The 23,081-nt window shown below is 42.0% G+C and carries 24 protein-coding genes and 1 pseudogene; 9 read left to right on the top strand and 16 right to left on the bottom strand.

Annotated elements, in window-relative coordinates; translation table 11 throughout:
- Positions 1 to 265: 265 nt before the first annotated feature.
- From pqqE to rplU, 12 genes are all read right to left on the bottom strand, one after another.
- Positions 266 to 1,363 carry a pyrroloquinoline quinone biosynthesis protein PqqE gene (gene pqqE, locus V7K48_RS01360; protein WP_335068879.1) on the bottom strand — a complete coding sequence of 366 codons (1,098 nt, stop codon included), beginning with the start codon at positions 1,361 to 1,363 and terminating at the stop codon, positions 266 to 268.
- A 15-nt stretch (positions 1,364 to 1,378) separates the two neighbouring features.
- Complete coding sequence (gene pqqD, locus V7K48_RS01365) at positions 1,379 to 1,720, bottom strand: pyrroloquinoline quinone biosynthesis peptide chaperone PqqD (RefSeq protein ID WP_335068881.1); 342 nt, start codon at positions 1,718 to 1,720, stop codon at positions 1,379 to 1,381.
- Between the two features lie 50 nt (positions 1,721 to 1,770).
- Positions 1,771 to 2,499 (bottom strand): pyrroloquinoline-quinone synthase PqqC, encoded by a 729-nt coding sequence (gene pqqC / locus V7K48_RS01370; RefSeq protein ID WP_335068883.1) that lies wholly within the window; start codon positions 2,497 to 2,499, stop codon positions 1,771 to 1,773.
- A gap of 21 nt (positions 2,500 to 2,520) precedes the next feature.
- The gene (gene pqqB, locus V7K48_RS01375) at positions 2,521 to 3,426 is read right to left on the bottom strand and encodes a pyrroloquinoline quinone biosynthesis protein PqqB (RefSeq protein WP_335068885.1); all 906 of its coding nucleotides are present in this window, start codon (positions 3,424 to 3,426) and stop codon (positions 2,521 to 2,523) included.
- Between the two features lie 55 nt (positions 3,427 to 3,481).
- Positions 3,482 to 3,673, bottom strand: coding sequence for a pyrroloquinoline quinone precursor peptide PqqA (gene pqqA, locus V7K48_RS01380; protein ID WP_335068887.1), 192 nt, complete (start codon positions 3,671 to 3,673; stop codon positions 3,482 to 3,484).
- Positions 3,674 to 4,124: 451 nt separating this feature from the next.
- On the bottom strand, positions 4,125 to 4,841 hold the full coding sequence (locus tag V7K48_RS01385; RefSeq protein WP_335068889.1) for a molybdopterin-dependent oxidoreductase: 717 nt from the start codon (positions 4,839 to 4,841) through the stop codon (positions 4,125 to 4,127).
- 7 nt (positions 4,842 to 4,848) lie between these two features.
- Positions 4,849 to 5,445, bottom strand: coding sequence for a cytochrome b/b6 domain-containing protein (locus tag V7K48_RS01390; RefSeq protein ID WP_335068891.1), 597 nt, complete (start codon positions 5,443 to 5,445; stop codon positions 4,849 to 4,851).
- Positions 5,446 to 5,678: 233 nt separating this feature from the next.
- A complete protein-coding gene (locus tag V7K48_RS01395; RefSeq protein WP_335068893.1) occupies positions 5,679 to 6,371 on the bottom strand; it encodes a cytochrome c biogenesis CcdA family protein in 693 nt (230 codons plus the stop codon).
- 8 nt (positions 6,372 to 6,379) lie between these two features.
- On the bottom strand, positions 6,380 to 6,991 hold the full coding sequence (locus V7K48_RS01400) for a thioredoxin family protein (RefSeq protein ID WP_335068895.1): 612 nt from the start codon (positions 6,989 to 6,991) through the stop codon (positions 6,380 to 6,382).
- A 117-nt stretch (positions 6,992 to 7,108) separates the two neighbouring features.
- Complete coding sequence (locus V7K48_RS01405) at positions 7,109 to 7,468, bottom strand: hypothetical protein (protein WP_335068897.1); 360 nt, start codon at positions 7,466 to 7,468, stop codon at positions 7,109 to 7,111.
- Between the two features lie 1,009 nt (positions 7,469 to 8,477).
- Positions 8,478 to 8,774, bottom strand: a complete 297-nt coding sequence (gene rpmA / locus V7K48_RS01410) for a 50S ribosomal protein L27 (protein WP_292762385.1) — start codon at positions 8,772 to 8,774, stop codon at positions 8,478 to 8,480.
- 30 nt (positions 8,775 to 8,804) lie between these two features.
- A complete protein-coding gene (gene rplU / locus V7K48_RS01415) occupies positions 8,805 to 9,212 on the bottom strand; it encodes a 50S ribosomal protein L21 (protein WP_335068899.1) in 408 nt (135 codons plus the stop codon).
- Between the two features lie 451 nt (positions 9,213 to 9,663).
- Here rplU and V7K48_RS01420 point away from each other — a divergent pair, with 451 nt between their 5' ends.
- Positions 9,664 to 9,897, top strand: a complete 234-nt coding sequence (locus tag V7K48_RS01420) for a Nif11-like leader peptide family natural product precursor (RefSeq protein ID WP_335068901.1) — start codon at positions 9,664 to 9,666, stop codon at positions 9,895 to 9,897.
- Positions 9,898 to 10,335: 438 nt separating this feature from the next.
- Complete coding sequence (locus V7K48_RS01425) at positions 10,336 to 11,424, top strand: nucleotidyltransferase domain-containing protein (protein ID WP_335068904.1); 1,089 nt, start codon at positions 10,336 to 10,338, stop codon at positions 11,422 to 11,424.
- Positions 11,425 to 11,514: 90 nt separating this feature from the next.
- Here the strand turns inward: V7K48_RS01425 and V7K48_RS01430 are convergent, their stop codons facing one another.
- Positions 11,515 to 11,811, bottom strand: coding sequence for a hypothetical protein (locus V7K48_RS01430; protein ID WP_335068906.1), 297 nt, complete (start codon positions 11,809 to 11,811; stop codon positions 11,515 to 11,517).
- Between the two features lie 318 nt (positions 11,812 to 12,129).
- A complete protein-coding gene (bchI, locus tag V7K48_RS01435) occupies positions 12,130 to 13,254 on the bottom strand; it encodes a magnesium chelatase ATPase subunit I (protein WP_335068908.1) in 1,125 nt (374 codons plus the stop codon).
- Positions 13,255 to 13,575: 321 nt separating this feature from the next.
- On the opposite strand from bchI, the gene V7K48_RS01440 reads away from it, so the two are divergent.
- The 6 genes from V7K48_RS01440 (at position 13,576) to V7K48_RS01465 (ending at position 18,481) form a co-directional block, all read left to right on the top strand.
- The gene (locus tag V7K48_RS01440; protein ID WP_335068910.1) at positions 13,576 to 14,826 is read left to right on the top strand and encodes a glycoside hydrolase family 10 protein; all 1,251 of its coding nucleotides are present in this window, start codon (positions 13,576 to 13,578) and stop codon (positions 14,824 to 14,826) included.
- 220 nt (positions 14,827 to 15,046) lie between these two features.
- Complete coding sequence (locus V7K48_RS01445) at positions 15,047 to 15,940, top strand: hypothetical protein (RefSeq protein ID WP_335068912.1); 894 nt, start codon at positions 15,047 to 15,049, stop codon at positions 15,938 to 15,940.
- Between the two features lie 285 nt (positions 15,941 to 16,225).
- Complete coding sequence (locus V7K48_RS01450; protein ID WP_335068914.1) at positions 16,226 to 16,771, top strand: hypothetical protein; 546 nt, start codon at positions 16,226 to 16,228, stop codon at positions 16,769 to 16,771.
- Between the two features lie 6 nt (positions 16,772 to 16,777).
- Positions 16,778 to 17,785 carry a tetratricopeptide repeat protein gene (locus tag V7K48_RS01455; protein WP_335068916.1) on the top strand — a complete coding sequence of 336 codons (1,008 nt, stop codon included), beginning with the start codon at positions 16,778 to 16,780 and terminating at the stop codon, positions 17,783 to 17,785.
- Between the two features lie 251 nt (positions 17,786 to 18,036).
- The gene (locus V7K48_RS01460; RefSeq protein ID WP_335068919.1) at positions 18,037 to 18,255 is read left to right on the top strand and encodes a hypothetical protein; all 219 of its coding nucleotides are present in this window, start codon (positions 18,037 to 18,039) and stop codon (positions 18,253 to 18,255) included.
- Positions 18,248 to 18,481, top strand: coding sequence for a hypothetical protein (locus V7K48_RS01465; RefSeq protein ID WP_335068922.1), 234 nt, complete (start codon positions 18,248 to 18,250; stop codon positions 18,479 to 18,481). The genes V7K48_RS01460 and V7K48_RS01465 overlap by 8 nt, the downstream gene beginning before the upstream one ends.
- Positions 18,482 to 18,721: 240 nt before the next feature.
- Here V7K48_RS01465 and V7K48_RS01470 read toward each other — a convergent pair whose 3' ends face one another.
- A complete protein-coding gene (locus V7K48_RS01470; RefSeq protein ID WP_335068924.1) occupies positions 18,722 to 19,459 on the bottom strand; it encodes a Ycf66 family protein in 738 nt (245 codons plus the stop codon).
- A 316-nt stretch (positions 19,460 to 19,775) separates the two neighbouring features.
- On the opposite strand from V7K48_RS01470, the pseudogene gndA reads away from it, so the two are divergent.
- Positions 19,776 to 21,197: pseudogene (gene gndA, locus V7K48_RS01475) on the top strand (NADP-dependent phosphogluconate dehydrogenase); the annotation flags it as partial.
- A 297-nt stretch (positions 21,198 to 21,494) separates the two neighbouring features.
- Here gndA and V7K48_RS01480 read toward each other — a convergent pair.
- Entirely contained in the window at positions 21,495 to 22,655 is a 1,161-nt protein-coding gene (locus V7K48_RS01480) for a serine/threonine-protein kinase (protein WP_335068926.1), read from the bottom strand.
- Positions 22,656 to 23,081: the final 426 nt, after the last annotated feature.

Below are 23,081 nucleotides of genomic sequence, written 5' to 3' on the forward strand. Positions count from 1 at the left end.
ATTTGATAACGTAGTCAATACAGAGGAGAAGCTTTGCGTAGGCATAGCCCGCTGCAGGCATCGCTAGCCACCCTTACAACCAACATTCCGCACTTCAAGATGTAATACATCAATATCAAGAATATTTCCTAATAATCCTCAACTATTAAGTATTAATACTAACAATTATTGGGGATTTGTGATTGCTATTTAACCACCATTAGCTAGATGTTGGAAATCTTTTTGTATTACACGATGAAGTGCGGAATGTAGGTCTAATAGCTTATTACATTTGCATGGAGCGATAAACCAAAGGTAGGGGTGAATCCAAGTTTTCCTGATTTGCCTGCTTTGTGACTGTAGTAATCAGGTGATGGTGTGGTGACAGATGACAGACAGGATCAGTGGCAGCAGCATTGTTCGTCAGAAGTAACGCTTGGCAACGGCAACCACCAAAATCAAGCTGGTGGCGATCGCAACTTTGGCAAGGCTCAGGCATCCATTCTGTTCCCCGGAAGCGATTAAAAGCAGGTGATTCAAACCAAATCCAATCTAGTGAATGGTTGCGGACGTTAGCAAATTCTAGTTCTGGAATAGAACTGGCGGCTTGGCAAGGTAACACATCGCCATTGGGAGCGATCACTAAAGCTCGGTGACCCCAGCCACCCATACATGGTTTGGGATAATCTTCATAGTAGTCTGGAAGCACATATAAGATGCCCATTGGGCAGATGTTGCGCTCTCTAGCTAATGCCACTGCGGCATCTGCTCGTTCTAGCTGCTGGCGCGTGGGTAGTAAAACAGTACGGTTACGATATGCCCAGCCATAATACTGAGTGTTCGCTAATTCAACTCGGTCTGCTTTTAAAACCTCACACAGCTCTAAAATCTCCTCAATCCTGTCTAGGTTTTGCCGATGTAGAACAAAATTAAGTGTCAGCGGGAAACCCAAAGCTTTTACTAATCTTGCTGCCTCTAGTTTTTGCTTAAAAGAGGGAGTTCCAGCAATATAGTCTGACTCAGCAGCACGACTATCTTGGATACTAATTTGTACGTGCTCGAGTCCGGCATCACGCAGCTGTGTAGCTCGTTCTGGAGTTAACAGCGTCGCAGCAGTAATTAAAGTGGTATATAGTTCAGCTTTGGCTGCTGCTGCCACAATTAATTCTAGGTCTTTTCGTAGCAGTGGTTCGCCGCCGGTTAAGCCAAGCTGTAACACACCCAAGTTCGAGGCTTGCTGAATCACTCGCAACCAATCCTCGGTGGAAAGTTCTTGACGATACTGGTGATCGCCATAATTAAGCGGGTTGGAGCAGTACGGACAACGCAGTGGGCAGCGATATGTCAATTCTGCAATCAAGCTTAAAGGTCTATCAGTCGTCATTGTTAGTAACAGTGCTTAGTTTAAATCTGCTCCACTTGAGAAATTACTCTTTTCAGTTGGAGGTAAAGGTTCTGGTTCTATTCCCTCTACAATTAATAGTCCTCGTTTACTAACTCGAGACAGCAGATGGCGTACGTCCTCTACCACATTTTCGCCCTGGTACTGTTTCTGCAACTCTGCTGCGATCGCATTCAAAGTTCGCTCACCGTTACAAAGTGCTAGAATTGCTGCTGCTGTGGAGTTTAATTGTAATGCCCCTTCTGGAATTAGGAGCCAATGCTGCTTTCTCAGGTCATCCCAGCGTAAACGCACACCACGAACTAAGCGCGGTCGGGCATGATTCTCTATAGTACTCATTTAATTCGTAATTCGTAATTAGGAAAATCAAAACCCAATGCTCAATGCCCCTATTCCCTATACCCTTCTTGAGGTCTAGTATCGCCCTGTTCAATCGCCTCTAACTGGCTCCACAACAAATTGCACTTGAATACTAAAGCCTGTACTGCTCGTTCCTGAGCCTCATGAGTCCTACAGTGTTTGAGGACTTGCTTGAGGGCATATTGAGCATCTCTGGGTGCTTGCGAAAGACGGGCCCGGAAGTAGTCAAATCCAGCAGGATCGATCCACGGGTAATGCTGTTCTAATGCAACTAAGCGGACTCGAATTGCATCTGGGCCAAACAGTTCAGTCAGTGATGCAGCCACTGCCTCAATCCAAGGTCGAGTGCGACAAAAGTTAATGTAGGCATCCACTGCGTATTGAACTCCTGGCAGTACATGCTGGTCTTCTAAAAGTTCCTGACGAGACAATCCTACAGCTTTACCGAGTTTTAACCATGCCTCAATACCACCTTCGCCCTCACCTTGACCATCATGATCAATGATGCGTTGAATCCATTCCCGTCGCACTTCTAAATCAGTGCAGTTTGACAAGATAGCAGCATCTTTAAGGGGAATACTTTTTTGATAGTAAAATCTATTTGCTACCCAGCGCCGTACTTCTGTTGGCGTTAAATCACCACTGTTCATCCTTGCATGAAATGGATGCAGATGATGATAGCGACGATGTTGCGATCGCAATACAACCTCTAGTTCTGTCTGAGTCCACGGGAGAGGTTCTTTAACTAATTCCAACACGCTTTTTCTTACACCTCAAAATTATAATTCGATGGTCAGACCATCGTAACCAACTTCTATTCCTGCGGCTTCAACAATTTTGCGTTCCTCTGAATCAGGTAAAAGGATTGGGTTAGTGTTGTTGATATGAACGAGAATTTTCCGAGGACGGCTCAGTTTAGCAAGGCTTTTTAAACTAGTGTTAAGGGGTAAATGTCCCATATCACGTGCTTGAAGATTTGATATTCCTAAAGCCAACAACTCATCGTTCTGCCAGCAAGTGCCATCTACTAAAATGCAGTCACTAGACTCAAACCGCTCTAGGATTTTTTCGTCAAGTTCAGCTAAACCTGGAGCATACGTAGCAACTTTGCCAGTTGTGCGATCGCGAAATGTCAAACCTATAACCCAAACTCCATCTAAATTTGTCTGATGACGCATATATTTTGGTGGTTTGGCTGCTAGCGGAAATACCTCCACTTCCAAACCATCTGCTCCATTCAACCCCAGGTTTATAGGTAGATGAGGTTCAATTACAGACCATTCCACACCACAATAGCTTGCTAACGTAGACAGCAGGGGATAACCGTCTGTCAGAGCCTTACGTACTGTTTCTGTACCGTAGACGCGCAGCTTTTCCGTAGATTCTCTGAGGATAACCAGGCCAGTGGTATGGTCAATCTCTGCATCAGTTAACAATACACCAGCGATCGGGCTTGACCGAATTGTAGACGGTTGTCCTTCCCGCAATTTCTCCAATTGCGGACGTACATCTGGAGAGGCATTGACCAAAAACCAGGGCTGATTGTTTTTCCTCACCGCAATTGATGACTGGTTCAGCCAATTTACACCTGTACAACTTGTGCGGACTGCTTGGCAATTGGGACAGTTACAATTCCATTGAGGAAAACCACCACCTGCGGCAGTACCAAGAATTTTTAGGAACATAAGAACAAAAAGCAGGTAGAGGTTTTAATTGGGCAATTAAACTTAGTATTGACAATTATTGCCCATGCAGAATGTATGTGGTAATTTCCATACACAAGTCAAACTCATCAAAATCTGGTTTTTCCCAATCAATTGCTGACTTAATATTTGGAGGATGAAATGAGGTTCTAGCAGAGACATCCTCATTTAATTTTGAGCTATTGCTTTCGTGCTTTTGCATAGAGGAATTGTTGGTTTCGCGAATCATTAGGGACACCTCTTGAAATAAATGTTCAGTTGTTAATTTGGCCTGCAATTAATTTTGGTAAGTTTAATTACTATTTGTCTTATTTGCTGGCTCAAAATTTCTTTGCTTTAGACTAAACCGTGTTACGCAAGAAACACACAGTATTTTTACTAGTATTTGATCATTTTTTATGATACGTAACAGTAAAAATTCGTTTGGAAAGTTGGAGATACGCTAAAAAATTTCTCTCAGTATATGCTGCTATAACACACATCTTGCATCTAACCAAGCAAATCCGTAAAAGGCGAATTTGGAAAGGGATGACCGAATAATTATTAATTTATAATTCATCATTAAAGAATGGGTAAAGAGCCGCTCAGTGAATTAAAATTTCAGTGGTCAACTTTCGCAGTGGAGAGTTCAGAGTTAACACTGATTTAAATTATCAATTATCAATTATGAATTATATTGACTATAGCCCTGCAAACCACTCATAGCCCTGATCCTCCCAATAGCCTTTAGTAGGTGACAAATTGCTGACGAAGGTAATTTGAGTCACCCACTTGCTTTGCTTGTAGCCTAATTTAATTGGGGATGCTAGGCGGATCGGCGCACCATTATCAACTGATAAAGGTTGTCCATTCTTTTGATAAGCCATGAGAGTTTGTGGATGGATAGCAGAGGCCAGATCCCAGCTTTCATAATAGCCATCAGCAGATTTGAAGTAGACATAGCGGACGTTTGACTTAGGCTGTACCAGCGCTACTAAGTCTCGTAATCGCACGCCTCCCCATTCAACGATCGCAGCCCAGCCTTCAACACAGATATGCCGAATTACCATTGAAGTCAAGGGAAGTTTTTGAATATCTGCCATGCTCAATTGCATCGGATTACTAACCTCGCCATCAATCCTCAGCCGAAACTGCGCCGGATCAATTTGCGGGGTGAAGTCAAAGGTATTTATCAGCAATTTGTCTGCTTCTATGGCACTGACAGGAAATTCTGGTACAGGTTTTTGAGTTAGCAGGAGTGCTTCAAGACGTTGGTTTAGTGGCTCAGATATTTGCCACACATTATCTGAGAACAAATTTGTCCCACAGCCACCTAGAAGAAAGCCTACTCCTGAAAGTCCAGATAGTTGCAGTAACCGCCGACGGGATAGGGTGCGTTTGGGAAGAATCAGACTCATATAACCTCTACAGGAACATAGACTTAACTAGACGGATGCTTCCTACCTTCAGAGCAAGTAAGGAATGAGCAATTGTAAACAGTATGACTGTGGGAACAGTGATAAAGTGAACAGTGCGGAGATTTTGCCAACTACCAAACAGCCCGGAAAGCCAATGTAGTTGGGCAGGTTTGTACATCGCCAAACCACTCAAGATTGCCAGCAGCAGCACTGGAATGATCGCAGTATAAACTAGCCGATGCCATGCGTAATTCTTGCGCTTTGGGTTCTGGCTGACTTGCAATGCTTTTAAGTCACCGCGATCGGCAAACCGACGCTGCCAACGACGAGTTATAAAGATATAAAGTCCATACCAAAGTAAGTTTAGCGAAAACAGCCACATAGCAGCAAAATGCCAATGTCTGCCACCCCCTAGCCAACCTCCCAGCAACAGAATGTCAGGAAAATGCCAACCTTCACGCCCGCCAAATACCGGATTAGCATTATAGATTTGCAGTCCGCTAGTGATCATCAAGATGAGACTGATGATATTAATCCAGTGAAAGGTCTTTGAAAGGAAAGTCTGACTTGGTGTTGAGCGGACTTTGCGTTTAGATGAGGTCATACCAATTTTGGATTTTGGATTTTGGATTTTTAGATTGTTCTCAGTCAGACTTTTGGATTTGAGATTTTTAAGTAGTTGGACAGAATTAATTACACAATGTCATTGCAAGCGAGGCAATTCGCTTCGCTCACAATGACGGTAAATATTTTTATACTTATATTGTTCCCAGTTAGAGTTTCGGATTGGGTCTTCTAATCCAAAATCTAAAATTGGCAATCTAAAATTGGCACGTCTCACAGAGGTTGAGTAGGAAAGAATGGAGCTAGCCAAAGTTGTATCTGCACATCCCAACCGAGAAGAATAGCAATTGCTGTCGCTGCAATCGCTACGCCACCTACGCGCTGCAACGCTGCACTATGAGAGCGGAGATTGAGGATTCGTTTACTGAGTATTCGCCCACCGTAGGCGATCGCTAACAGAGGCAAACCTGCTCCGATTCCATAAGCAACCAGTAGCCCAAAAGCACCTGCGACTTGATGATTAACTGCTGCTAGGACTAAAATTCCTCCTAAAACCGGCCCAGCACAGGGAGTCCACAAAAGCCCCAACTGAGTTCCTAGCCAAAACTCTCCCATAAGTCCGATTCGTCGAGGTTTTTTGGCCCAATTGCCAACTGGGATGTAAGTAAATATTCGGTAACTCCAAGTAGGAAAAATTGCGAGTAATCCCAAAAATAAAAGGAGTGCGATCGCTACATTCCGTAATAAATTAGCCAAGCCTGTAAACCAGCTTGCTGTTACACCGAGTAAACTACCTGCTAGTGCAAAACCAGCGATTAATCCTGTTACTAGTGCTACTGGGCCGTAAGTATGCGATTGGAGCGATCGACCTAATAGCACTGGTAAAATCGGTAAAACACAGGGTGAAAGCACATTCAAAACTCCCCCTAGTAAAGCCAGACTAATTGATAGAGTAGAAGTCGTCATAATTCCTTCTATTCCAATAGCTGACGGATAGTTTGCTCTATTTTTTCATATGCTCCTTCCCCAATATGGTCATATTGTAGTAAACCCTGGCGATCGGTCAAAAACATGTGAGGCCAATACTGATTTTCATAAGCGTTCCAAGTTTTATATTCGTTATCAACTGGAACCGGATAAGTAATTTGGTGTTGTCGTAGCGCCTTTTTTATATTGTTCGGATCTCGCTCAAAGGCAAACTCTGGTGTGTGGATGCCAATCACCTTCAGTCCCTGCAACTCATACTGCCGATGCCATCTAGTGATGTAGGGCAGGGTACGCTGGCAGTTAATACAAGCAAAAGTCCAAAACTGGATTAAAACAACACTACCTTTGAGGTCAGCGATCGACAAAGGTGTAGAATTAAGCCACTGACTTATACCCTGAAACTCTGGTAAACTCTTGCCTGCTGGAGGTTTCACTACAATAGTTTCCGAGCCTTGCGTATTGTCATGATTTACAGGAGAGATAGAAGGGGCATTCACTTTTCTAAAGTTGGGAAAAGCTGTTGTGGCTGCACCGATTCCGACAACCCCTAACCCAAGGTAAAAAAGCAACTGACGCCGGCGGAGCAGGTTGTGATTCATCGGAATTTCTCCTGTTGAGGTCAAAGCGCCAAAATATAGGGATTAGAATCAGGATTTTCCTGGTAACCAGTTCCTAGTACTCAGTAGAAGAAAAGTGAGATGCAAAGCTAGTTGTGACTAGGGCTTGTTGGAAGCAGGCGATTTCATAGCACCGCCAGCTTTATCTTTACCCATAGCATCGCCAGCTTTATCTTTGCCCATAGCACCGCCAGCTTTATCTTTACCCATAGCATCGCCAGCTTTATCTTTACCCATAGCATCGCTAGCTTTATCTTTGCCCATAGCATCGCCAGCTTTATCTTTACCCATAGCATCGCTAGCTTTATCTTTGCCCATAGCATCGCCAGCTTTATCTTTACTCATCGCAGGAGAGGCTTCAGGAGCTATTTGATTGTTGGTTGCAGGAGTGCTAGAGCAAGCAGTGAGACTAGTAGTTAAAATCAGACCAGCAATTAAAGAAAGTGTTTTCCAGTTCATAGTCTTCTTTCGTCCTTTGGATAGTTATTTTTGTATTGATTGATTCAGAGGAAACTAAGCTACAAGCAGATTTATAAAGGCTATTGGGGTAAAGAAGATGCCTTCTTGTAGAGGACTCCATCAGACTTTTGCTACTGATGTTTTTGCTACTGATGTTTGAGTTATCCCGAACATCCAAAGTATCTCAGTTAGGACTGAGAGCTTATTGAAACTAAGCCATGATTTTCATAAATTTATGCCTTGAGAAAATTTAGTTTATTCTCAGCATTTTCTCAGGCAATCATGGTAGCTCAAAGCCAGAACTTAATTTACAGCGTATTGCAGGTAAATTAAGTATACGGGTAGGGGGACAACATGTTGTCCCCCTATGATGATCTGTACCTCACCTTGGCGTAGCCTAAGAAGAGAAGTTGCAATCTGCTGTAAGTATTCTCTCAGCAAAACCTCATTCTGGAGTCAATACACTTGGGTTAGTGCCAAAAACCTTAAACTGTGTAGGTTGGGTTGAGGAACAAAACCCAACATTTGTCGTGCTTTGTTGGGTTTCACTCCGTTCAACCCAACCTACAATTATCCTTAACCCAAGCGTGTTGATTCTGAAGTGAATGAACGCAACTTAGCATAATTAGGAATGGCTTCATTGCACTGATGTTATTGTGACTAGACCCAGAAGTCCACATCGCCTAATCCACAAAGTTTCAGAACAAACATATTTCTGGCTAGCTATCCTGAACTTTGGAACATCTAGTGCAATCATTCAAAAGCTCACAAAAATTAATACCTAAAACTTCATAGGCGATGCCTACGGTGTCAAGCTACGCAATCCAATTTCTTTGTGTAATATTTTGTTAGTGAATAACCTGTGCGCTTTGATGCTTCTGATAATAATCTATGGGCAACAAAGGAACAAAGCGGCTTTTAAGCAAGTATTGGAAATATTTATGCAAATCTGACCATCATGTAAGGCTAACTAGCGATTAAGGTGGGCACTGTTACCCACCCTAACATTCTAACTTGCTACTGCCTCAGCAGGGGCTGCCTCAACAGCAGCTACAGGTGAGTAAACACTAACTTTTTTACGGGTTTTGCCCTTTCTCTCAAACGTTACAACACCGTCGATTAAGGCAAACAGAGTGTCATCACTACCAATACCGACGTTGTTACCAGGGTGAAACTTAGTACCGCGCTGACGCACAAGAATGTTTCCTGCACGTACAACTTGACCACCATAACGTTTGACACCCAGACGTTGGGCATTAGAATCACGACCGTTGCGTGTACTACCTGTTCCTTTCTTATGAGCCATGATTTCCTCTTGTGTATCTACTTCTTTTTATTATTCAGCAGCGGTTTCAACTTCTTCAGCAGGAGTGTCATCTGCAACGGGGGTTTCTTTCTCCGTTTCTCCTTGGGCAGCAAACACTGCACCATTAAGGGTGATGGAGTCAATCATAAGTCTGGTAATTTCTTGACGATGCCCCCGCTTTTTGCGGGTTTTCTTTTTCGGCTTCATCTTGTATACCAGGACTTTACGACCCCTGAAATGTCGCATTACAGTCCCTTCTACAGTCGCCCCTGTCACTAGTGGCTGTCCAATGCTGACTTCGCCATCATGCTGCACCAGTAATACGGAGTCTATTGTAACTTTTTCATCTGGTTCGGTCGTCAGCAGTTCAATGTCGTAAAACCGCCCTGGCTCTACTCGTATTTGTTTGCCGCCAGTTTCAATAATTGCGTAGGTCATGGAATTGTCCTTAAGGTTGCCGTACAGGTAGCTGGTTTTTATCTCCAGTAAAGAAGCTTTTGCCAGCTTTTGTAATATGTCTACCTGATCCGAGCAGGAATTAGACAGACAATCTAATATCCTATTTTATTAACACGTGTCAAGTCAAGCTTTCATTTACCAAAAGCCGTCATAGGCGACCACCCATCCAAAAAATGTAAGATGCATTTACAATTCAGAATTAATGCTTTTTAGTTAAAGACTGCTTCCATCTTAGGGCTGACTTTTACAAATTAGTAAAAATATTTAGACTAAAACTTATACTTTCTTGTCAAAATCCACACATTTTCCTTCATTGTTTTAAAATTAAACTTACACGCTTAATTTAAAAGTTCTTCACAGAATTTAGTGAATCCACAGGAGTCAAATTACTACATTCAAACCTGATATTTTAAACAGGAGATAGACTGTCATGACACAGCAAAATGCTACCCGACTTTTTCAAGCCGTAAAACAAGATCAAGCATTACAGCAAAGACTCAAAGCAACAGCTGATCCAGAAGCCTTCATCAAGATTGCTCAAGAGCGTGGCTATATTTTCACCATCGAAGAACTGGACAGTGAAATCAACAAATTGTCTGAAGAAGATTTAGCCGCCATTGTCAATCCAGGATGGGGGATTAGACGTCACATTAATCCTAGATAATTTCCACTCTAGGAAACCGAAAGTATAGAAACAACTGAATTGACAAGTTTTGCTCCTCAAGGGGATACCGTTGCATCATCTCTTTTAGGGGCATTTCTGTTAAACTAAGCAACTCTGTTACCAAAACTGCTCTTTTTCATAACTGGACATGAGACTTTCCACTTCATCTGCTTACTTAATAATTTGGCATTTTTCATATAGCAATTCTATTTGATTTTGTTCAGATTGCAAGGCTCAGATCCCTGATTTCTTTAAGAAATCGGGGATCTCATTGTTCACGAATGATTAAGTAGGGTTATATGTACCCATCTTCATCTGTCTTTGTGCTGTGGCAGTATCTATGCAATATCTGAAGAGAGTTAAAAATCCTTTCTCTGCTTTCCATCTCCCCACCTGCTTAACTCATGAGTTAGGATGACTATATTTTAATCAGGTGATATGAAAAGAATAGAAGTTGAGCAAAGAACTATTTTAATTGGTTTGGCAGGTAGCCACGGTTATGGTTTAAATCGTCCAGATTCAGACTTTGATTATCGGGGAGTATTTATCGCACCCAAAAGGTACTACTTGGGATTTGATCAGATAGAACAAAAAGATGCTGGGTGGGATGAACCAGGTATATTTCCATTTATAGATGGCAACAAAGACACAGTTATATATGAATTAAGAAAAATTCTCCAGTTATTAGCGGGCGCAAATCCCAATGTTTTAGAATTGCTCTGGTTAAATAACTATCCCTTTTTAAGCGCAGTCGGACAGCATTTAATTAATCATAAACAGTTATTTTTGAGTAAGAAAGTAAAACATACTTACACTGGTTATGCCTTTGCCCAAATCAAAAAGATGGAAAGTCATCGGAAATGGTTGTTAAAGCCACCGCAAAAAAAACCAATTCCATCTGACTTCGCCATAGAAGACGAAGCACCCCTCAGCAAAGATGAGCTAAATGCTTTTCTGGAATATCTTTATAACTTAATCAGAGGACGGATTGAGTTTTTGGAAGAAACAGAACAATTATATCAATTGCTGACAGCAGATATTGATTTTAAAGGAGTGTTAAAACAATATACTTTACCTGATGAAACTTTGGAATATACTCAACAGTTAACCAATAGCCGTAAAGATTTTATCCGCCTGCTTCAGAAAAGCCAAAATTATCAAATAGCTTTAAGAGAATGGAAAGCTTACTTATCTTGGCAGGAAAATAGAAATCCGGCTAGGGCAGAAATGGAAAGAAAGTCGGGTTATGACCTCAAACATGGGATGCACTGCATTAGATTGTTACGCAGTGGAGTAGAAATATTGCGGCGAGGTGAAGTAATTGTAGATCGGAGAATAGCTGATGATATTGAGGATTTAAAAGCTATTTTAAAGGGTGAATATTCTTATGAGCAGGTGATGAAAATGGCAGAAGATTTGGTAGCAGAAATGGAAATTGTTTACGAACAATCTGCTCTACCTCACAAACCTGATTTGGAGCAAATTAATGAATTGTGTATGGAATTGGTGGAAATGCAGAATTGGTAAATGAAAAAGAGACGCGATTAATCGCGTCTGTACAAGAGTTAGGAGTTTCTAATTAATTTTTCACTCATAACTCATAACTCATAACTAATTTTATAGAGTGTACATTAAGTCAGCAAAGCCATAGAGGCTGATGATAAGTAATAGAAATGCTGTTAGTTGGGTAATTCGCGTCTGGGGTGAGGGGGCGATCGCTTCCCGCACTAAGATGGAAATAGATGCGCCAACTACTAAGCTCAAACCTAAAATTAAATATGGTCTGTCGGGTAAAATACTCGCTATTGCCAGCATAGCGATCGCTAATAAGAGCATCAATAATTCTACAAACCTGGGTGGGTTGTATTGGCTAGATAGAATAAAGCTGTTGAACCAAAAAGACCAAAATCTCATAGGCAGTGTTGAATGTCGAGTTAGGAGTTAGGAGTAGAGACGCGATTAATCGCGTCTGTACAGGAGTTATGAGTAGAGCGTGATTAATCGCGTCTGTACAGGAGTTATGAGTAGAGCGCGATTAATCGCGTCTGTACAGGAGTTATGAGTAGAGACGCAATTAATCGCGTCTGTACAGGAGTTAGAAGTTAGGGGTTGTGAGTTATATAGTCAGTGCTGAGTGAGGAATTAAAGTTGTGAGTTCTCAAGCAGCTTTCCATTCAAAATTCTTAACTCCTAACTCCTAACTTCTAGCCCCTAACTCCTCACTCCTAACTTTTAACCCCTAGCCCCTAATTTTTGACCTGTGCCATTTTTTTGTGCAGTATCACTTTCTGGTAGTTCGACGCCAAAGACGCGGCTAAAAGCTTTAGCGACTTTGTAGCCCGAATCAATCGATTCTAAGGGGTCTTTTCGCAGTCTGTGACGCAAGCATAGCGTAATTACGCGGTGGATATCATCAACTGTAACTTCAGCGCGTCCTTCAAATGCTGTTAAGGCTTTGGCGGCACGGTTACTAACGATATCACCCCGCAAACCATCTACATCCAGTTCTGAGCAGACTTCAGAAATTTTCACCCGCAGATCATAGTCAATGTTCACTTCTGGCAAAAGCTGTTGAGCATTGACAATTTGCTCTTGCAATGCTTCTTGCTGGGGTTTGTACTTTTCAAAAAATACTGGAGGATTTTGGTCAAAATCCGCCCGTTGTTCCACGATTTGCACCCGCAACACTGGTTCTTTGACTGTGTGAATTTCTGCGTGCATCCCAAAGCGATCGAGCAGTTGGGGGCGTAGTTCGCCTTCTTCAGGGTTTCCAGAACCCACAAGAACGAAACGCGCTGGGTGACGGATAGAAATACCTTCCCGTTCTACAGTGTTCCATCCACTGGCAGCAGAGTCGAGTAGCACATCTACAAGGTGGTCATCTAGTAAGTTGACTTCATCCACATAAAGAATGCCCCGATTAGCCTTTGCCAATAGTCCCGGTTCAAAGGCTTTGACACCTTCAGATAAAGCTTTCTCAATGTCGATTGTCCCACAAACTCGGTCTTCTGTAGCTCCTAGCGGCAGGTCTACCATTTGGACTTTTTTCTGAGTTACAGGAATTTGGGCCCCTTGTTCTAAGAGTTGGCGGACTTCATCGCTCATCAAGTCGGGGTCGCTAGGATCACTACTGAAGGGGTCATTGGCAACCACAGAAATTTCTGGCAGCAGATCCGCCAGTGCCCGGATAGTTGTGGATTTCCCGGTGCCGCGATCGCCCATGATCATTACACCACCAATTTTGGGATCAATCACGTTCAATAGCAACGCCAGTTTCATTTCTTCCTGGCCCACAATTGCCGTAAAAGGAAATACTACGCGACGCGCACTTGCCGTGGATTGAGCAGTTGGACTCACTAAATTACCTTAACAATATTTTTCTTATTACAGTTCTTTATTGTGACACAGGTAGGGCGTGAACATGAAGGAGATGGAAACCAATCCCCAATGCCCGATGTCTATTGGGCACTAATGACTACTAACTGCGTCAAGCATCTTATAACTTCGCTCGGTCTGCTTTAATTTTTATGGTGCAAAAGTTCCATAAGCAGGGAACGAATAACTACCAACTCATCAATCCTGTAGTAAGCATAAATACTTGTAGACTATATGGTTAGTAGATTCAATGATAAAAACTAGCAATGGGGTGTGTAGGTAGCTAATGCATCATTCAAATTTATGAAATTATCTTTTCTTGTTCAAAGTTGGCGGCGTAGATGCACAGCAGCTTGTCGTCAGACATTGCTCAAGTATCTTTTTCCAATTCTCATTTTAATCTCTTTTGTTACGGTATTGCTGGTAGATAGTTTCACGCCTGCAATCATCGAAGGTGGACGCTTCAGTGCGATCGCACAGCTACCCCGTCAGGAAATTCGTGGGGTTTGGATGACCACCAATGATTTTGACACCCTCAAGAGTCGCGATAAAGTGCAGGATGCAGTGAGTCAACTACAACGGATGAACCTCAACACAATTTATCCTGTGGTGTGGAATTCTGGCTATGTGATGTATCCCAGTGCCTTAGCACAACGTGCAGGTATTCAACCTTTTGTCAACAAAGGTTCAGATGGGCATGATATTCTGGCAGACCTGATTACCCAAGCCCATCACAAAGGATTACTAGTAATTCCTTGGTTTGAATTTGGTTTCATGGCTCCCCCAACCTCAGAACTAGCACTAAATTATCCCGATTGGTTTACACAAAAGCGAGATGGTAGCCAAACTTCGATTAGTGGGGCTGGTGAGGTGATGTGGCTCAATCCGTTCCATTCACAAGTGCAACAGTTCATTACCAATCTCGTGCTGGAAACTATCACTCAATATGATGCCGATGGCATTCAGTTTGACGATCATATGAGTTTGCCCTCCGAATTTGGCTACGATCAATATACAGTTGCCTTGTACACCAAAGAAACCAATAATCCTCCCCCAACCGATGCCCAAGATGCGGCATGGGTACAGTGGCGGGCAGATAAAATTACGGCGTTCATGGGACAACTTAACCAAGCTGTGAAGCAGAGAAAACCCCAGGCGATTTTCTCCGTTGCTCCTAATTACTATGATTTGGCTTACAAGTTTCACCTGCAAGATTGGCTAAGTTGGATACGGCAGAATATTGTAGACGAGTTAATTGTGCAAGTTTATCGTCCAAATCTGCAAAGTTTTGTGGCAAATATTTCCCGTGCAGAAATTCAAGAAGCGCAACAAATAATTCCAACTGGAATTGGCATTATGACAGGGTTACGAAATAATCCAGTTCCCATGCAGCAAATTAAGTCTCAGGTGCGAGCTGCCCAAGAACGCGGTCTAGGCGTCACTTTCTTTTATTATGAAAGTCTTTGGAACGATGCTCTAGAATCCTTAAACGAGCGACAAGTTGGATTTGAAAGTCTTTTTCGATCTCCTGCACTCCGCGCCAAAATTGAATAATTTTTCTATTTAAGATGATGTTACTGTACTAGAAATTAAGGTTTTTACGCCTAATGGTAGTGCGATCGCTAGTTGCCCTCAAAGGCTCAGATTTAGCATTAAAAATTACAATGGTTCAATCTAATTTTTATAAAATTCCTTGAAATAGGCAATTTGAGGTGTTGAATTCGAGTAGGAGTAGCTAAAATCTATACATCTGACCAAGTATTTCCATTGCCAGATGACAACTCCAATACCTTACTACATCTCTCGCAAACAGGCTGATGACTTTCTAGCTAAGTTTGCCAAAGCACTGGAATTTCCAAAGTCTAACCCACTGCTGTCTCAGGTTTATGGGTTTGGAGGAGTTGGTAAAACTACCGTCCTCAAACAAGTAAAACAGATGCACGAATTGCAAGCTGACTTTGCACATGTGTCCTTTGGGCTGACAGCAGGTATTGAAACGCCCCTAAAGCTAATGGAAAAGCTTTATGAGCTATTGCCAAAACCTACCGGACTCTGGCAAAAAAATTTATTACCTAAACCCGACCCTTTTATATCACTTTATGAGCAGTATCAGGAAACTGTTTACAAGCTGAAAACTGAACCTGTACAAGGTAAATCAGTTGATACACAGCAACAAAATACGGTTAAAGATTGGTTTGAATTAGGAACAGCCACACTACTAGCCACAGGTGCAGGCTACTTCGGAGATCACGGAACAGCATTAAGTTTAGGTTTGGATGCTACGGTCAAGGCTGGGGGAATGTTATCAGATGCATCACAGGCACTCAAACCGACGAAAGAGCGTATCCAAGAACTGCTGCAAGAGCATCCAGCTACGAAGAATGACAAAGAGCTTCAGTCGTTGATGCTGGAACCAATACCCAAATTGACTCATGCATTTGCTCAAGGGTTGATCCAGAAAACTCAAAGACACAAGCGCTCGATTGTACTGGTTCTAGATACTTATGAAAAGGCATCGTCAAATATTGACACTTGGCTGTGGCAGTATTTGTTAGAAGATACACCCCTTAAATCTTATGGTGTACGTATTTTGGTGGCAGGACGACGTTCTTTACTAGAAAAAGAAATGTTGGCGGAAGTTACAACAGGATCGGGATTTAATCTATGAACAACGACTAGATGAATTCAACAAAGAACAAACTAAGGAATATCTTCAGCATATTGGCATTACTAAATCTGGAGATATTCAGAAAATATATAAAGCTACTAGGGCTTACCTTACTATCTCAACTGGATTAGACGGGAGAAGGAAGCAGGTAGAGAAATTGACTTTTCTCGTGGCAACCAAGCAATTATTGACCTGCTAACGCAAGGACTGAGTACAAAGCAAAAACAGATAGTGCAATTGGCGGCTTGTTGTCGTTGGTTTGATCGGTCGCTGGTTCAATATTTAATGCAAAAACAAGGAATAGACTTTGAAACTAGTGTTCATGCAACTATCGACTGTTTTGATTGGCTAACAAAGTGCGATTTTGTTGAGTTTGTTCAAGGTCACTATCGGCTGGATGATGTAGCTCGTAATGTTTTTCGGTTGTCATTTTGTCAGGAGGACAAGACGCGATTTCGTGAAACCCATGAACTGCTAGCCACATATTTTGAGAAACAAGCTAACCAAGAAGTTGCTCCAAATAGCCCCGAACCAGAAAAATACCATAACTCTGATTGGCGTCAATATACTGCTGAATTTCTCTATCATGCTCTCTTTGCAAGAAGAAATGATGGTCAGCGTCAATTTATTTCCCATTTCTTTGCTTCTCGCTATCTTAAACAACTTGAAGTAGTAATGATTCCTTTCGCCGCAGTTGTCGCAGAAGCAGCAGTAGAGAATTATCGCCTCTTGCCCGATTCAACTGAGAAGTTTCTGAAAAGCATAAAATTGGGCTTTCTCTTTAGTTGGATGATGTTACCAGAAAATCCAGCTAAATATAAAATTAACTAAGAGAATGTGATTGGCCCCTCTAAAGAAGAAATAGAGGCAGCATTACAACCTTGTTTTAGTCAAGTTGACTTTTTGGAAGATGGACTGGGTAAATATACAGGACTGTTGTCCAAATTCCTACGTAGTCAACCAAATCAGCAAGTTTATTTGCTACAGAGAGCAGCAGAGCAGGCTGAAAAAATTGCAAATGATAGTTATCCTAGTTATCCTGAATTCAGCAGTAGTCTATTTTTAAATTTAGGTGATCAACAGGATAATCTAGATAATTATGAAGAAGCGCTCGTGAGTTACAGCAGAGCCTTAATAATTCAAGATGACAATCCCATAATTTATTACTGCCAGGGCAATATTTTGGTAAAATTAGGTCGTCATGAAGAGGCACTCACTAGCTACGATAAAGCCTTGCAAATTAAAGATGACTATTGCGATGCTTGGAACAATCGAGGCTCAGTACTGGTAGAATTAGAGTATTATCAAGAAGCACTTGCTAGTTTCTATAAAGCTTTAGCAATTAAAGATGATGACCTGAATGTATTGAAAAACATAATTGTTACACTGATAACCTTACATTCTTATAAAGAGGGAATTACTATCTGTAATAAGCTCTTAAATATTCAACCCAACGCTCTTGAGATTTTAAACAACAAGGGTTTGATATTGAGTTTATTGGGGTGTTATGATGAAGCATTAGCTAACCTCAATGAAGCTATAAAACTTCAACCAGAATATCCGCTTTGGTGGGCTAACCAAGGGATTGTACTAGCTCGTGCGGGGCGTTACCAAGATTCACTGGCTAGTTGTGAGAAGGCTTTAAAACTACAAGCTAATGATGAGAGTGGTTATTACGGCAAAGCTTGCTATTTCGCCTTACAAAATGATGTTGATTTAGCCATTGAAAACCTACAACAAGCAATTAATCTCAATCCTCGTCGATGTCGTAGGGAAGCAAAATTTAACCCTGATTTTGATAGCATTCGGGATGATGCAAGATTTCAGGCATTGCTGCAAGGTTAAATGAGCAGCTTACATTCACGAATGAGGGATTTATAATTAAAAAAAGATCCAATTTTTAGTATGCGTTAGGCGTACAAGGTAACATAATGTTGGCAGATTCACCAAATTTTGCGCCGTAACGTACCGTTTTCAAACATCTTCTAAGCCTTGCTATGACTAACAGCAAAGCACTAAAAACTGTAGCTGGCGGCTTCTCTTCTAAAACTATGCTCTAAAATTTATGTAACCTAAATTTATTAAAGCTTTAACTTATGCTTCCTACCGAACTCATACCGCTGCTTAAAGAATTATCCCACACTGATAAACTCTTACTAATACATTTCCTGGCAGCTGAATTGTTGAAGGAATCAAGTTTAGTTCCATTGGATGCTCAGGACAAAGTAGCAAGTCTTGGCTTATATGATTCTTTTGAAGCTGCTGCTGTTTTAGCGAAGGCACTAGCAGAAGAAAAAGCGGCAACACATGGTTGATAAAGTTAGATTTGCATTTACTGAAGTAAATCTAGAACTCCGTGCATTAAGTATGCTGCCTTATCTACCGCTAATTCTAACTTATCAGAATCGTTCTGTAAGTGTATCAGGTTTACTAAATACTGGTTCTAGTGTCAACGTATTGCCCTATGAAATCGGGTTAAGGCTGGGAGCAGTTTGGAAACGTCAAAGGCTCTCAGTTCCATTGGGTGGTATATTTGGCTAGGTTTGAGGCCAGGGCATTGGTGTTGATGGGAAATGTTGAGCAATTTCCGACAGTAAAGCTAGCTTTTGCTTAGACAAGAGATAGAAACGCCCCATTGATTCTAGAACACATGAATTTATTTTTAGCATTTGATGTGTGCTTCTATTGTTCTGAATTAGCGTTTGAAATCAACCTTAAAATAGTCTGATAGAAATAGTGAAACCCAACATCATATTAGGTTAACGTTGGGTTTCACTGCATTCAACTAACTTGATTCGGTGGTATTTGTTCCGGTGGCGTTTCCGTTGGGGGAGCGAGTACCGCATCTGGCGCAATTTCTTCTACAGAAATCGGTTGCTTGTTCTCAATTTCAAAATCTGCTTGCGCTGCTTCCACCAATTCCGGAGATGGGGGATGTGGTGGAATTGCTTCCAATACAGTCTCGGTTTTTGCTTCGGTGTCGGTAGTAACTGTCTCCTCTGCTGGTTGTTTTGGTATGGCAATAGTTTTGTCGATAATCTCAACAGCAGGTTTCTCTGCCAATACAGAAGTAATGTCTTCAGGTTTGAGGGTTGTGGGTGTCTTTTTACTCACAGTCTGTTGCACCTTATCTTTCACGCCACTGAAGGTGCTACCAAGACCTTTTTGCAATTGGCCCAGCCGTTCCTGAAGGGACAACTTATTCACCTGTTCTTGAATGCCAGTTTTCACCGTCTCAGGACTGGGTACTTGGGTTTGTTGTGCCTGCGGGGTTAGTTGCCGACGTAATGATAGAGTTTGCCAGCCAAACCAGACCAAGAGAGCTACACTAGCCACATGACCGAGCAACAAACCCCCGGAAATGCGTGGTGCAAATACCCATAAGACTAAGGCGTAGAATAGTCCTACACCACTCCAAATAAAGTCATTCTTGCGGTGGATTTCTGGAAAAAAGAAAGCTGCTATATAAATCGCTAAACTACCAAGACCGACCACCAAAGCTAGGACATATGCCAGCATTATTTGGTTACTCCTTTGACTAGGGATTGGGGAACTCGGGGCCCCTGGAGGGGATAAGGGGCAATGGGTATTAGGTATTGGGTATTAGGTACTAGGAAAGAATTTCTCAGTCCCCAGTCCCCAATCCCTTAACTAACTAACTATTTTGCAAGTCAATTGTTGATTTAGATACAAATTAAAATTAATTATCTATGTTAGTTGTGGATTTTTGTCGTTTATATTAACTCTTAAGGTCTTCTTTAGGAGAGAAGCGAAAATCTCGGATTACGCTTATAGGTAAAAGGATCTGCAAGAGTTAGCCAAACATCTGGAATTTATGACATTACAAAGCTTTGGTGTGATTGGATTAGCCGTTATGGGTGAGAATATCGCTCTCAACGTGGAGCGCAATGGCTTCCCAATTGCAGTTTATAACCGCTCCCGAGAAAAAACGGATGCCTTTATGGCGCAGCGTGCGCCAGGACGGAATGTCAAAGCCGCCTTTACCCTAGAAGAATTTGTTGCTGCATTGGAACGTCCTCGCAAAATCCTAGTGATGGTGCAAGCTGGTAAGCCAGTAGATGCAGTAATTTCTCAACTCAAACCCTTGTTAGACGAAGGCGATATCATTATCGACGGTGGCAACTCTTGGTTTGAAGATACAGAACGACGCACTCAGGAATTAGAACCCGCTGGACTTCGGTTTATCGGTATGGGTGTTAGTGGTGGTGAAGAAGGTGCGCTAAATGGCCCCTCATTGATGCCTGGAGGTACAGAAAGTTCCTACGAGTATCTCTCACCAATTTTTAATAAAATTGCTGCCCAAGTTGACGATGGTCCTTGCGTAACCTATTGCGGTCCTGGTGGTGCCGGTCACTACGTCAAAATGGTACATAACGGCATCGAGTACGGCGATATGCAGTTAATTGCAGAAGCATACGACTTGCTGAAAAATGTTGCTGGACTAGACCATAATCAGCTACATGAAGTTTTTACCGAATGGAACACCACTGACGAACTTAATTCGTTTTTGATTGAAATTACAGCAAAGATTTTCCCTTACATTGACCCAGAAACAAATCTACCCTTAGTCGATTTGATTGTTGATGCCGCAGGGCAAAAAGGAACCGGACGCTGGACAGTGCAAACTGCAATGGATTTGGGAGTTGCTGTACCAACAATGATTGCAGCGGTGAATGCTCGGATAATGTCTTCCTTCAAAAAAGAGCGGGTAGCAGCATCCAAGATACTTACAGGTCCTTCTGCCAAGTATGAGGGAGATACCAAAGCCTTTATCAACATGGTACGAGATGCCCTGTATTGCTCGAAAATCTGTTCTTACGCTCAGGGCATGGCGTTGTTGGCTACAGCTTCAAAAACCTACAATTTTAACTTAAATTTAGGTGAATTGGCGCGGATTTGGAAGGGTGGCTGTATTATTCGTGCTGGATTTTTGAATAAGATTAAGAACGCATTTAACGAAAATCCAGCGCCACCTAACCTGCTATTGGCTCCGGAATTCAGGCAGACGATTCTCGACAGACAAACAGCTTGGCGGGAAGTATTGGCAACAGCAGCAAAACTGGGAATTCCAGTGCCAGCATTCAGTGCGTCATTAGATTATTTTGACAGCTATCGACGCGATCGCTTGCCCCAAAACCTTACTCAAGCTCAACGCGACTACTTCGGGGCGCACACCTACGAGCGACTTGATAAGCCCGGAGCCTTCCACACCGAATGGACACCGATTTCTGAAGCATCCGTGCACACTTCCACACCGAAACCGATGCAAGCTACAGAACTAACTACACCTACAACACCTACAGCTGGTCCAAAAGTTTAAATAGTTTTAGTTTGTAAATTTGAAAGTGGCTCTGTTAGAGTCACTTTTTTTGTCACTTATCACTGTTAATTATTCATTGTTAAATTAATGCACATTTAACTTGCATATTTTTTATTTTAGAGAAAAGGCATCAATCTTTCTCCCTTATTCCTCTGCTATCTGATGTGCTTTCTTAGATGTATAATAGCTTCTATCCTGCCCACTACCTTAATATTAAGAGTTGTTATTACCAAGATATTTAGCTTTTAATTCTTCTAATTCTTCATCTATTTTGCTTTTACTATGAGGCTGAGATGTAGGATTTGGTGGCTGTATTTTATTTGGTTGAGGTTTGCTATTACCCAAAAATTGGGTTTTCATTTCCTCTAATTCCTGCTCAATTTGACTAGGAGATTTCGATATAAAAGTGGGTGGAGAATTGTGTGGTGATTGGGGGATAGGTTTTAGTGCTATCGCTGGTGTGGCTGCTACTTGCGATTGTTGATTTAAATCGTTGAGAACCTCATCTACTGTTTGATAACGCCGAATTGGAATACTTTCTAGCATTTTTTTGAGAATGCGATTCAACTGATTACTGACGGGAGTTTGCAAGTATTGCTGCCAAACCCAAGTATCGTTGTTGGTATCATAGGAATCAAAAGGCGATCGCCCAGTTAATAAATTAATACAAGTAGCACCCAAACTATAAATATCGCTAGCGAAAACAGCCCTACCTCTCATTTGTTCAGGTGCAACATATTCTGGACTACCAATACTTGTACCAGTTTTATTTAAAGCAGTACTAGTGGCAGATTTAGCGGCACCAAAATCTACTAATACTAGTTTGCGTTGGGCTTCGCCCTTGCCATAGGCATCGCTTTCACGAATAATATTTTCTGGCTTAATATCGCGATGAATTACGTGTCTAGCGTGACAAAATTGCAAAACTGACAATAAATCATTTAATAGTTGCCGGATTTGTATTTCATTGAAAGTACCTCTATGTGCTAATTCCTGGGCTAAGTTTTGTCCGTCGATAAATTCTTGTACAAGATACTGCCGATCTTCTTGAGTAAAATATGCCAGTAGTTCGGGAATTTGGGCATGTTTGCCCAATTCATCTAACTGCACCGCTTCTTGATTAAATAACTCTACAGCTTTTGCAAGAGTGTTAGTGCCTTGGGCTTGGGGATAAAATTGCTTAATTACGTAGCGTGGTTTTGAGGGTTTATCCTCATCCACAGCTAAGAAGGTTTTGCCAAAACCACCTTGTCCGATTGGTTTGATAGCACGGTAACGTTCTTTGAGGAGTAATTTTGAACCGCAAGTCCGGCAAAACTTGACATCATCAGGATTTTCAGGCTTGGGACAATGGGGATTAAGGCAGTAGCTCATACAGGCGATCGCTCTTACATGTCTTTATTTTCTCCTGTCCCAGGCAAAAGGGTGTAATTAACAGATTTTGGATTTTGGATTTGTGTCACGCAGAAGGGGTGAAAGCGCGTAGCGAGACGTTAGTCTGGCATGAACCAAAAGAATCTAAAATCTAAAATCGTTCGCGTTAGCGTCTTGTAGAGAGATAGGCGCTCGTCCTGGCATCTGTGCACAATTTTTAGAGTCAAAGCCAAACAGGGATGCCGTACCACTTTCCTACGGAACGCTCCGCGAACGTGGAAGCAAGCTACACGTAGCGTCTCGTAGAGAAGGCGTTCAACTCTTGGAGACGCTGCGCCTTGGTGGAAGCCTCTCGTAGAGATGGCGGTTCGTTTCCTTATCTATATTTTTCACGACTCATTTAGGATATTTAACAATTGTCTGCAA

The sequence above is a fragment of the Nostoc sp. genome (genome assembly GCF_036919615.1).
Taxonomy (GTDB): Bacteria; Cyanobacteriota; Cyanobacteriia; order Cyanobacteriales; family Nostocaceae; genus Nostoc.

Excerpts from the sequence above, each read along its gene's own strand:
- pqqE (WP_335068879.1), bottom strand. The coding sequence starts at position 1,363 with ATGACGACTGATAGACCTTTAAGCTTGATTGCAGAATTGACATATCGC.
- pqqD (WP_335068881.1), bottom strand. The coding sequence starts at position 1,720 with ATGAGTACTATAGAGAATCATGCCCGACCGCGCTTAGTTCGTGGTGTG.
- pqqB (WP_335068885.1), bottom strand. The coding sequence starts at position 3,426 with ATGTTCCTAAAAATTCTTGGTACTGCCGCAGGTGGTGGTTTTCCTCAA.
- pqqA (WP_335068887.1), bottom strand. The coding sequence starts at position 3,673 with ATGATTCGCGAAACCAACAATTCCTCTATGCAAAAGCACGAAAGCAAT.
- V7K48_RS01385 (WP_335068889.1), bottom strand. The coding sequence starts at position 4,841 with ATGAGTCTGATTCTTCCCAAACGCACCCTATCCCGTCGGCGGTTACTG.
- V7K48_RS01390 (WP_335068891.1), bottom strand. The coding sequence starts at position 5,445 with ATGACCTCATCTAAACGCAAAGTCCGCTCAACACCAAGTCAGACTTTC.
- V7K48_RS01395 (WP_335068893.1), bottom strand. The coding sequence starts at position 6,371 with ATGACGACTTCTACTCTATCAATTAGTCTGGCTTTACTAGGGGGAGTT.
- V7K48_RS01400 (WP_335068895.1), bottom strand. The coding sequence starts at position 6,991 with ATGAATCACAACCTGCTCCGCCGGCGTCAGTTGCTTTTTTACCTTGGG.
- V7K48_RS01405 (WP_335068897.1), bottom strand. The coding sequence starts at position 7,468 with ATGAACTGGAAAACACTTTCTTTAATTGCTGGTCTGATTTTAACTACT.
- rpmA (WP_292762385.1), bottom strand. The coding sequence starts at position 8,774 with ATGGCTCATAAGAAAGGAACAGGTAGTACACGCAACGGTCGTGATTCT.
- rplU (WP_335068899.1), bottom strand. The coding sequence starts at position 9,212 with ATGACCTACGCAATTATTGAAACTGGCGGCAAACAAATACGAGTAGAG.
- V7K48_RS01420 (WP_335068901.1), top strand. The coding sequence starts at position 9,664 with ATGACACAGCAAAATGCTACCCGACTTTTTCAAGCCGTAAAACAAGAT.
- V7K48_RS01425 (WP_335068904.1), top strand. The coding sequence starts at position 10,336 with ATGAAAAGAATAGAAGTTGAGCAAAGAACTATTTTAATTGGTTTGGCA.
- V7K48_RS01430 (WP_335068906.1), bottom strand. The coding sequence starts at position 11,811 with ATGAGATTTTGGTCTTTTTGGTTCAACAGCTTTATTCTATCTAGCCAA.
- V7K48_RS01440 (WP_335068910.1), top strand. The coding sequence starts at position 13,576 with ATGAAATTATCTTTTCTTGTTCAAAGTTGGCGGCGTAGATGCACAGCA.
- V7K48_RS01445 (WP_335068912.1), top strand. The coding sequence starts at position 15,047 with ATGACAACTCCAATACCTTACTACATCTCTCGCAAACAGGCTGATGAC.
- V7K48_RS01450 (WP_335068914.1), top strand. The coding sequence starts at position 16,226 with ATGCAAAAACAAGGAATAGACTTTGAAACTAGTGTTCATGCAACTATC.
- V7K48_RS01460 (WP_335068919.1), top strand. The coding sequence starts at position 18,037 with ATGCTTCCTACCGAACTCATACCGCTGCTTAAAGAATTATCCCACACT.
- V7K48_RS01465 (WP_335068922.1), top strand. The coding sequence starts at position 18,248 with ATGGTTGATAAAGTTAGATTTGCATTTACTGAAGTAAATCTAGAACTC.
- V7K48_RS01470 (WP_335068924.1), bottom strand. The coding sequence starts at position 19,459 with ATGCTGGCATATGTCCTAGCTTTGGTGGTCGGTCTTGGTAGTTTAGCG.
- V7K48_RS01480 (WP_335068926.1), bottom strand. The coding sequence starts at position 22,655 with ATGAGCTACTGCCTTAATCCCCATTGTCCCAAGCCTGAAAATCCTGAT.